This is a genomic window from Nocardia cerradoensis NBRC 101014 (genome assembly GCF_000308535.1).
Lineage (GTDB): Bacteria > Actinomycetota > Actinomycetes > Mycobacteriales > Mycobacteriaceae > Nocardia > Nocardia cerradoensis.
This window is the reverse complement of record NZ_BAFW01000326.1, coordinates 1-6,278: the sequence shown is the minus strand read 5'-3', so window position 1 is coordinate 6,278 and position 6,278 is coordinate 1. Positions and strand designations below refer to the sequence as shown.

Genomic DNA, 6,278 nt, shown 5'->3' with positions numbered 1-6,278 from the left:
TGGTCCGCGCGGTGACGGCCGGGCGGGATCCGCGGGCCGGACTGTTACGCATCGCCGACGACCTCGCCTACGGGCTGGGAGTCTGGGCCGGATGTCTGCGGACGCGGACCGCGGAGCCGGTGGTACCGCTGCTGTATCGAACCGACGGAGACGGTGATGCGCCTCGCTGACCTGACCTCGGCCGACCTCGCCGCGGCCGATCGCGCTCCGCTGCTGGCGATTCCGCTCGGCGCGACCGAACAACACGGACCGCATCTACCGCTGGGCACCGATACCGCCGTGGCGGTGGAACTGTGCCGCCGCTTGGCCGCCACGCGTCCGGATATCGTTGCGGCGCCGGAGATTCCGTACGGATCCAGCGGTGAACACGCCGGATTCCCCGGAACCCTGTCGATCGGGCACCGCGCCCTGGAACTGCTGATCGTCGAATTGGTGCGCTCGGCGGACGAATTCGCGGGCGTGATCCTGGTGAACGGGCACGGCGGAAATCTCGAGCCGCTGCGCGCCGCCCAACGCCTCCTCACCACGGAAGGCCGATCGACCCTGGTGTGGTCGCCGACCGGGCCCGCCGACGACACCCACGCCGGACACGCCGAAACCTCGGTCATGCTCCATCTGGCGCCCTCACGGGTCACGATGCACCGCGCCGAACCCGGCACGACCCGGCCGCTGCGCGAGCTGATGCCGCGCCTGCGCTCGGGTGGTGTGAAAGCGGTGAGCGCCAACGGAATACTCGGTGATCCGACCACCGCCGATGCCGGCGAGGGCGCACGGATACTCGACCGCTGGACGAGCGCCTTGATCGCCGCGGTCGCCGAGAGTTTCCCCGAACCGCGCTGAGGCAGCCGCATCACCGCGGCAGATCGGCCTAGCCTGGGCGAACCCACTGCATCGCGATCGATGGAGGTAACGACATGGCCTGGACCGCCGCTCAGCTCGACCGGATCGGATCGTCCGAGGAACTGGAGATCACCAGCTACTACGAGAACGGCGCACTGCGGGACTGGACCACCATCTGGGTCGTGCGCGTCGACAACGATCTCTACATCCGCTCCGCGTACGGACAATCCGGCGGGTGGTACCGCCACGCCATGCACACCCGCGGCGCGCGAGTCCGCGCCCACGGCGTGGAAACCGACGTGACCCTGCACCCGGTGACGGAGTCCTACATCAACGACCGCGTCCGCAAGGCCTACGAGTCGAAGTACCGCGACCAGCCCAGCGCCCTCGAACCGATGCTGGCCCCCGCCGCCGAGAACACCACCCTGCGCGTGGACCCGGTCGGATAGTCCGGGGAATCGGCTATGTTCGCACCGGCACCCCGTTCGAGGAGTGTGAGCGGCGGATCCGGTGAACGCCGGCGGCACGTCAGCCGCCGGTCCGCCGCTGTTCCGGATCACTGCCCGGTGAAGTAGTGGCCTTCCTCCAAATCCTCGATGAGGTTGGGGTGCAAGGGTTTCCACCCGAGCAGAGCGGTTGTGGCCTCGGCTGTGGCGGGGTTGTCGAACTGGACCATCGGAGCGAGGAAGCCGAAGTGACCGGGGGCGTCCTCGGCGGGAATGCTCACGACCGGGACGTCCAGGTGACGGCCGATCACCTCGGCGATGCGGCGCAGCGGGATGCCTTCGTCGCCGACAGCGTGCAGGCGGGAACCGGCGGGGGCGGATTCCAGAGCCAGCCGGTACAGATTCGCCGCATCGAGGGTGTGGCCCGCCGGCCAGCGGTTGACGCCCTCTCCGACATAGGCGGAGACGCCCTTCTCGCGCGCGATGGCGATCAGGGTGGGCACGAAACCGTGACGGTCGAGGGTGCTGTGCACGGTCGGTGGCAGCCGGACCACACTGGATCGGATTCCGCGCTCGGCGAATCCGATCACCTCGTTCTCGGAGTCGATGCGCGGACCGCCCGGTAGCGAGTCGGCTTCCGTGCCGGTTCGCCCCAGGGCCGCGAGCAGACCCGTTCCGGATGTGCTGACCAGCGGCTTACCCGATCCGGCCAGGGCATCGCCGAACGCCCGGACCACCCGCAGATCGGCATCGGCCGCGCCGAGGAAGTCTCCGGCGATCATGTTCTCGTGCTTGAACGCCAGGTGGATGACGCCGTCGGCCGCGGCCGCCGCCTCGGCCAGCGCCTCCGGATCGTCGAGATTTCCGCGATGCACCTGCGCTCCCGCGGCCTCCAACGCCGCGGCCGAGGCATCCGATCGGGCCAGCCCGACCACCTCGTGCCCCGCCGACAGCAGTTCGGGAACGACCGCGGACCCCACATGTCCCGACGCCCCGGTGATGAATACGCGCATGGAAAGACCTTCCCGCGAGGAATACGCCGCAGTGTGCGCGGCGGCCGCCGATGTCAGCGACTGCCATCACGCTACACTGCCATGTCAGCCGCTGTCATTACCTGTTTCCAGACGCACCCGAAACCGTTCGACTCCCGGGTACTTCGCACCCAGCGACGTCACGCCGAATCCCAGCGCCAGGTAGAAGCCGAGCGCCGAGCGGTCCGTTTCGGCGACGATCGGCCTCGCGGGACCGTCGGCGCGGATTCGCGCCACCAACCGGCGCCCGACCCCTCGCCGGCGCAGTGATGTGGCGATATGAAGCAGCACGATCCGATCCGCGCATCGTTCGTACCCCGCCACACCGATGGGTTCGGATTCGCGAAACACCGCCAGCAGCGCGGTCGCCGGATCCTCGCGATAGCGGCGCAGTACCGCATCGAGGCGGGCCTGTCCGCCACCCACGGCGGCCGACAACAGCGAACGCACGCGGATATCCGCCGCGAGATCGCGGCCGGTTCGAAGCGTCGTCATCCGGGCACCGTATCCCGCAGAACAGTCGGCGAGCGGTCCGTGCGGCGCGGTTGCTCTCAGGCCGAATTCGCCGCGCGGCGTTCGATTTCCGCGGTGCTCCAGGCGCCGATCATCCGGGCGGTCATGACGATGGCTTCGCGGCGTTCCTCGGGGTCGACCTCGAGAGCGGAGGCGCGCAGGACCGCGGAGAAACCGGTGTTCACCAGGACGAAGGCCATGACATCGAGTTCGTGGTCGTCGCTGGGGCCGAGGATCTGGATCAGGAGCACCTTCACCAGCAGGCGCAGGCGCGGTTCGAATTCGGGGATGCCGCTGTTGTAGAACTGCACCCCGGCGGCCAGGGCGCGAACGAGTTTCGCGTTGTCGACCAGTTCGTCGCAGATAGCGGCGAGAATGTCGGCGGTCATATCCTCCACCGACCGCTCCGCGCGATCGAGCCGTTCGGTGAATCGGCGTTCGATGCTCTCCAGCAGTCGTTCGAGCAATTCCTCGACGATGACCGTGCGGTCGGAGAAGTAGCGGTAGACGGTGCCGATGCTGAGCCCGGCCTCGGCGGCGATCCGGTTGGTCGAGGTGTTCTCGATCCCGCGCTCACCGAACAACCGCGCCGCGGTGTCCAGGATGTGCTGGCGGGTTTCCTTCGCACGCTCCTGCGTCGGGCGTCGACGCTGACCGACCGCCTTGGACGGCATCACGCACTCCTACCTGATCTCGCGCCTGTTGATCGGTTGCTCATCCTAGGATGGCCGCGAACGATATCCACCCTGTTCGGCGGCTCGTCACGACGAATTGGCCGAGTCCACAAAGGACCGGCATTTCCGCTATTACATTGGCGCGACAGCGCATTTCCCCATCGAGAGGCCGCCCATGCCGGACCGAGTAGTCGGAGTCGTACTCGCCGCCGGGGCCGGACGGCGATTCGGCCGTCCCAAGGCCACGGTCGGAAACTGGCTGACCACCGCGGTGGACGCCCTGCGCGACGGCGGATGCGCGGAGGTCGTGGTGGTGCTCGGCGCGGCGCGGGTGCCACCGATTCCCGCGACCACCACCGTGACGGCACCGGAGTGGGCCCAGGGTATGAGTGCGTCGGTGCGCACGGGAATCGGTGCGGCGCAGCGGCTCGACGCCGCGTACGTCGCACTGCACGTGGTGGATACGCCCGATGTCGGCGCCGACGTGGTCGCCCGCGTGATCGAAGCCGCGCTGGCCGGCCCGTCCGGTATCGCGCGCGCGAGTTTCGCCGGACGTCCCGGCCATCCCGTGGTGATCGCGCGCCGGCACTGGGCCGATCTGCTGCCGACCCTCTCCGGTGATCGCGGCGCCGCCGCCTATCTGCGTAGCGTTCGCGCGCCCACCGTGGAATGCGGTGATCTGGCCACCGGCCGCGATATCGACGAGCCCGGCGACCTCGAACGTTGACGCGGCCCGCTCAGCCCCGTCGCGCTCGCCGCCGGATGACGGCCACCAGGACCACGAGCGTCAGCGCCGCCGCGAATCCGCTGTAGCGCACCACCTGTGTGGATCCGGCGGCGGCGAGCAGATCCAGTGGCTCGGCCGGGGTACGCGAGGCGGTGGCCCGTTGCCGTGGCGCGGTGGCGGTAGCCGCGCCCGCGTCCGGCACCTCCGTCACCGCGCGCAGCGGTTCGGCCGGCTGCGCCGAGGCGGTGATCTCGTCGGCGAGGTTGGTGGCGAACTGACCGATCAGGGTTCCGGCGACATCGGCCAGCGCACCCCGGCCGAACTGGGCGGGCTTGCCGGTGATCGCCAGATCGGTATCGACGAAAACATCTGTGCTGCCGTTGTTCTCGACCAATCGGCAGGTGATGGTCGCCGTCGCCGTGCCGTTGCCGCGCGCCTCGCGGCCACGTCCCTCGAGCACCGCGACCCCGGCCTGCTCGTCCTGCGAGACGACCTTGATGATCCCGTTGTAGCTCAACCCCACCGGACCGAGTTTGACCTTGATCTTGCCGTGGAAATCATCACCCTCGCGCGAGGTGATGGTCGCGCCGGGCACACACGGTGCGATGCGTTCGAGGTCGAGCAGTACCGGCCAGGCCTGCGCGGCCGGAACGGGGATGGTGAACGTGTTGTCGAGTTTCATGACGGTCCTCGGTCGGATCAGGCCCGCCGCGCGGCGGGTGCGGCGATATCGGCCTCGTCGCCGGTGGACGGTTCGGCACCGGGCTCGCGCGCAGCGGCGGCGGCGCGGACCGCGCGCACGATGCCCTGATATCCGGTGCAGCGGCACAGATTTCCCGAGATCGCCTCGCGGATCTCGGTGTCGGTGGGATCGGGGTTCTCCCGCAGGAAAGCCGTCGCGGAGACGATGAAACCGGGTGTGCAGAAGCCGCACTGCAATCCGTGTTCGGCGCGGAAGGCCTCCTGCACCGCCGACAGCTTCCCGTCGGGTTCGGCGATGCCCTCGACGGTCGTGATCTCGGCGCCGTCGGCCTGGACCGCGAAGATCAGGCAGGAGCGCACCGCGGCGCCGTCGAGCAGGACCGTGCAGGCGCCGCACACCCCGTGCTCACATCCGAGGTGGGTGCCGGTGAGCCCGCAGCGGTCGCGCAGATAATCGGCCAGCGTCAGCCGGGCCGGGACGGCGTCGCGGCGGCGAAAGCCGTTGACCCGCACCTCGATATCGACCTCAGTCATTGCTCGCCTCCTCTATCGCGCGACGCCACGCCCGCGCCACCATCGCCGCACCGAGCCGGCGGCGGTATTCGGCCGAACCGTGCACATCCGACGAGATCGCCGTCAGATTCGCGGTCGCCGCGGCGCCGACCTCCTCGGCCGCCACCGCATCGGCCGGCCGGCCCAACAGGTCGGCCTCGGCCTCGCGCGCCCGCACCGGAGTCGGCGCGAGCCCGAACAGTCCGATCGCGCAGCGGTCGATGCGGGAGTCCCCGTCCAGCCGGACCGCGATCGCCGCCCCGGCCATCGCGAAATCGCCGCTGCGCCTGGTGAATTCCTCGATCGCGTAACCGCTGCGTCCGGACCGGACCGGGAAGGTGATCGCGGTGACCAGTTCGTCGGGTTCCAGCGCGGTCGTCCACATACCGGTGAAGAAGTCCGCGGCCGCGACGGTGCGACGCCCCCGCGGTGACAACGCCTCGATCTCGGCGTCCAGGGTCAGCGCCACCACGGGATATTCGGCCGCGGCGTCGGCATGGGCGATGGAACCGCCGATGGTGCCGCGGTTGCGGATCTGGAAGTGCCCGATCAGCGGTGTCGCCCGGTGCAGCAGCGGAACCGCCCGGCGCACCTCGTCGGAGGCCCCGACCGCCGCGTGGGTGGTCCCCGCGCCGATCCGCACATCCGACGCAACGGCCTCGATTCCGCGCAGGTCGTCGACGCGCCGCAGGTCGACGAGATGGTCGAAGACCGCCAGCCGCAGGGCCAGCATCGGCACCAGGCTCTGGCCGCCGGCGATGATCTTGGCCTCGTCACCGAGGTCGGCGAGCAG

At 69.6% G+C, this 6,278-nt stretch carries 9 protein-coding genes; 3 read left to right on the top strand and 6 right to left on the bottom strand.

What is annotated here, in order from left to right; all coding sequences use genetic code 11:
- Positions 1 to 156: 156 nt before the first annotated feature.
- Positions 157 to 840, top strand: a complete 684-nt coding sequence (gene mftE, locus ON23_RS28660; RefSeq protein ID WP_039782090.1) for a mycofactocin biosynthesis peptidyl-dipeptidase MftE — start codon at positions 157 to 159, stop codon at positions 838 to 840.
- A 74-nt stretch (positions 841 to 914) separates the two neighbouring features.
- Positions 915 to 1,289, top strand: coding sequence for a DUF2255 family protein (locus ON23_RS28655; protein WP_039782089.1), 375 nt, complete (start codon positions 915 to 917; stop codon positions 1,287 to 1,289).
- Between the two features lie 107 nt (positions 1,290 to 1,396).
- Here ON23_RS28655 and ON23_RS28650 read toward each other — a convergent pair whose 3' ends face one another.
- From ON23_RS28650 to ON23_RS28640, 3 genes are all read right to left on the bottom strand, one after another.
- Complete coding sequence (locus ON23_RS28650) at positions 1,397 to 2,299, bottom strand: SDR family oxidoreductase (RefSeq protein ID WP_039782088.1); 903 nt, start codon at positions 2,297 to 2,299, stop codon at positions 1,397 to 1,399.
- An 84-nt stretch (positions 2,300 to 2,383) separates the two neighbouring features.
- Positions 2,384 to 2,812, bottom strand: coding sequence for a GNAT family N-acetyltransferase (locus ON23_RS28645; protein WP_051043503.1), 429 nt, complete (start codon positions 2,810 to 2,812; stop codon positions 2,384 to 2,386).
- Between the two features lie 56 nt (positions 2,813 to 2,868).
- Positions 2,869 to 3,504: a TetR/AcrR family transcriptional regulator gene (locus ON23_RS28640; protein WP_039782087.1), complete on the bottom strand. Its 636-nt coding sequence runs from the start codon at positions 3,502 to 3,504 to the stop codon at positions 2,869 to 2,871.
- A gap of 175 nt (positions 3,505 to 3,679) precedes the next feature.
- Between ON23_RS28640 and ON23_RS28635 the strand changes: the two genes are divergently transcribed.
- Entirely contained in the window at positions 3,680 to 4,231 is a 552-nt protein-coding gene (locus ON23_RS28635) for a nucleotidyltransferase family protein (RefSeq protein ID WP_039782086.1), read from the top strand.
- A gap of 10 nt (positions 4,232 to 4,241) precedes the next feature.
- On the opposite strand, the gene ON23_RS28630 is transcribed toward ON23_RS28635, so the two are convergent.
- The 3 genes from ON23_RS28630 to ON23_RS28620 form a co-directional block, all read right to left on the bottom strand.
- Complete coding sequence (locus ON23_RS28630; RefSeq protein WP_039782084.1) at positions 4,242 to 4,913, bottom strand: SRPBCC family protein; 672 nt, start codon at positions 4,911 to 4,913, stop codon at positions 4,242 to 4,244.
- A gap of 17 nt (positions 4,914 to 4,930) precedes the next feature.
- Positions 4,931 to 5,467 (bottom strand): (2Fe-2S)-binding protein, encoded by a 537-nt coding sequence (locus ON23_RS28625; RefSeq protein WP_051043502.1) that lies wholly within the window; start codon positions 5,465 to 5,467, stop codon positions 4,931 to 4,933.
- A partial coding sequence (locus ON23_RS28620; protein ID WP_039782083.1) for an FAD binding domain-containing protein occupies positions 5,460 to 6,278 on the bottom strand: 819 nt, incomplete at its 5' end. The genes ON23_RS28620 and ON23_RS28625, both read right to left, overlap by 8 nt.

Bases quoted from the DNA above. Each gene is read 5' to 3' on its own strand.
- mftE (WP_039782090.1), top strand. From the start codon at position 157: ATGCGCCTCGCTGACCTGACCTCGGCCGACCTCGCCGCGGCCGATCGC.
- ON23_RS28655 (WP_039782089.1), top strand. From the start codon at position 915: ATGGCCTGGACCGCCGCTCAGCTCGACCGGATCGGATCGTCCGAGGAA.
- ON23_RS28650 (WP_039782088.1), bottom strand. From the start codon at position 2,299: ATGCGCGTATTCATCACCGGGGCGTCGGGACATGTGGGGTCCGCGGTC.
- ON23_RS28645 (WP_051043503.1), bottom strand. From the start codon at position 2,812: ATGACGACGCTTCGAACCGGCCGCGATCTCGCGGCGGATATCCGCGTG.
- ON23_RS28640 (WP_039782087.1), bottom strand. From the start codon at position 3,504: ATGCCGTCCAAGGCGGTCGGTCAGCGTCGACGCCCGACGCAGGAGCGT.
- ON23_RS28635 (WP_039782086.1), top strand. From the start codon at position 3,680: ATGCCGGACCGAGTAGTCGGAGTCGTACTCGCCGCCGGGGCCGGACGG.
- ON23_RS28630 (WP_039782084.1), bottom strand. From the start codon at position 4,913: ATGAAACTCGACAACACGTTCACCATCCCCGTTCCGGCCGCGCAGGCC.
- ON23_RS28625 (WP_051043502.1), bottom strand. From the start codon at position 5,467: ATGACTGAGGTCGATATCGAGGTGCGGGTCAACGGCTTTCGCCGCCGC.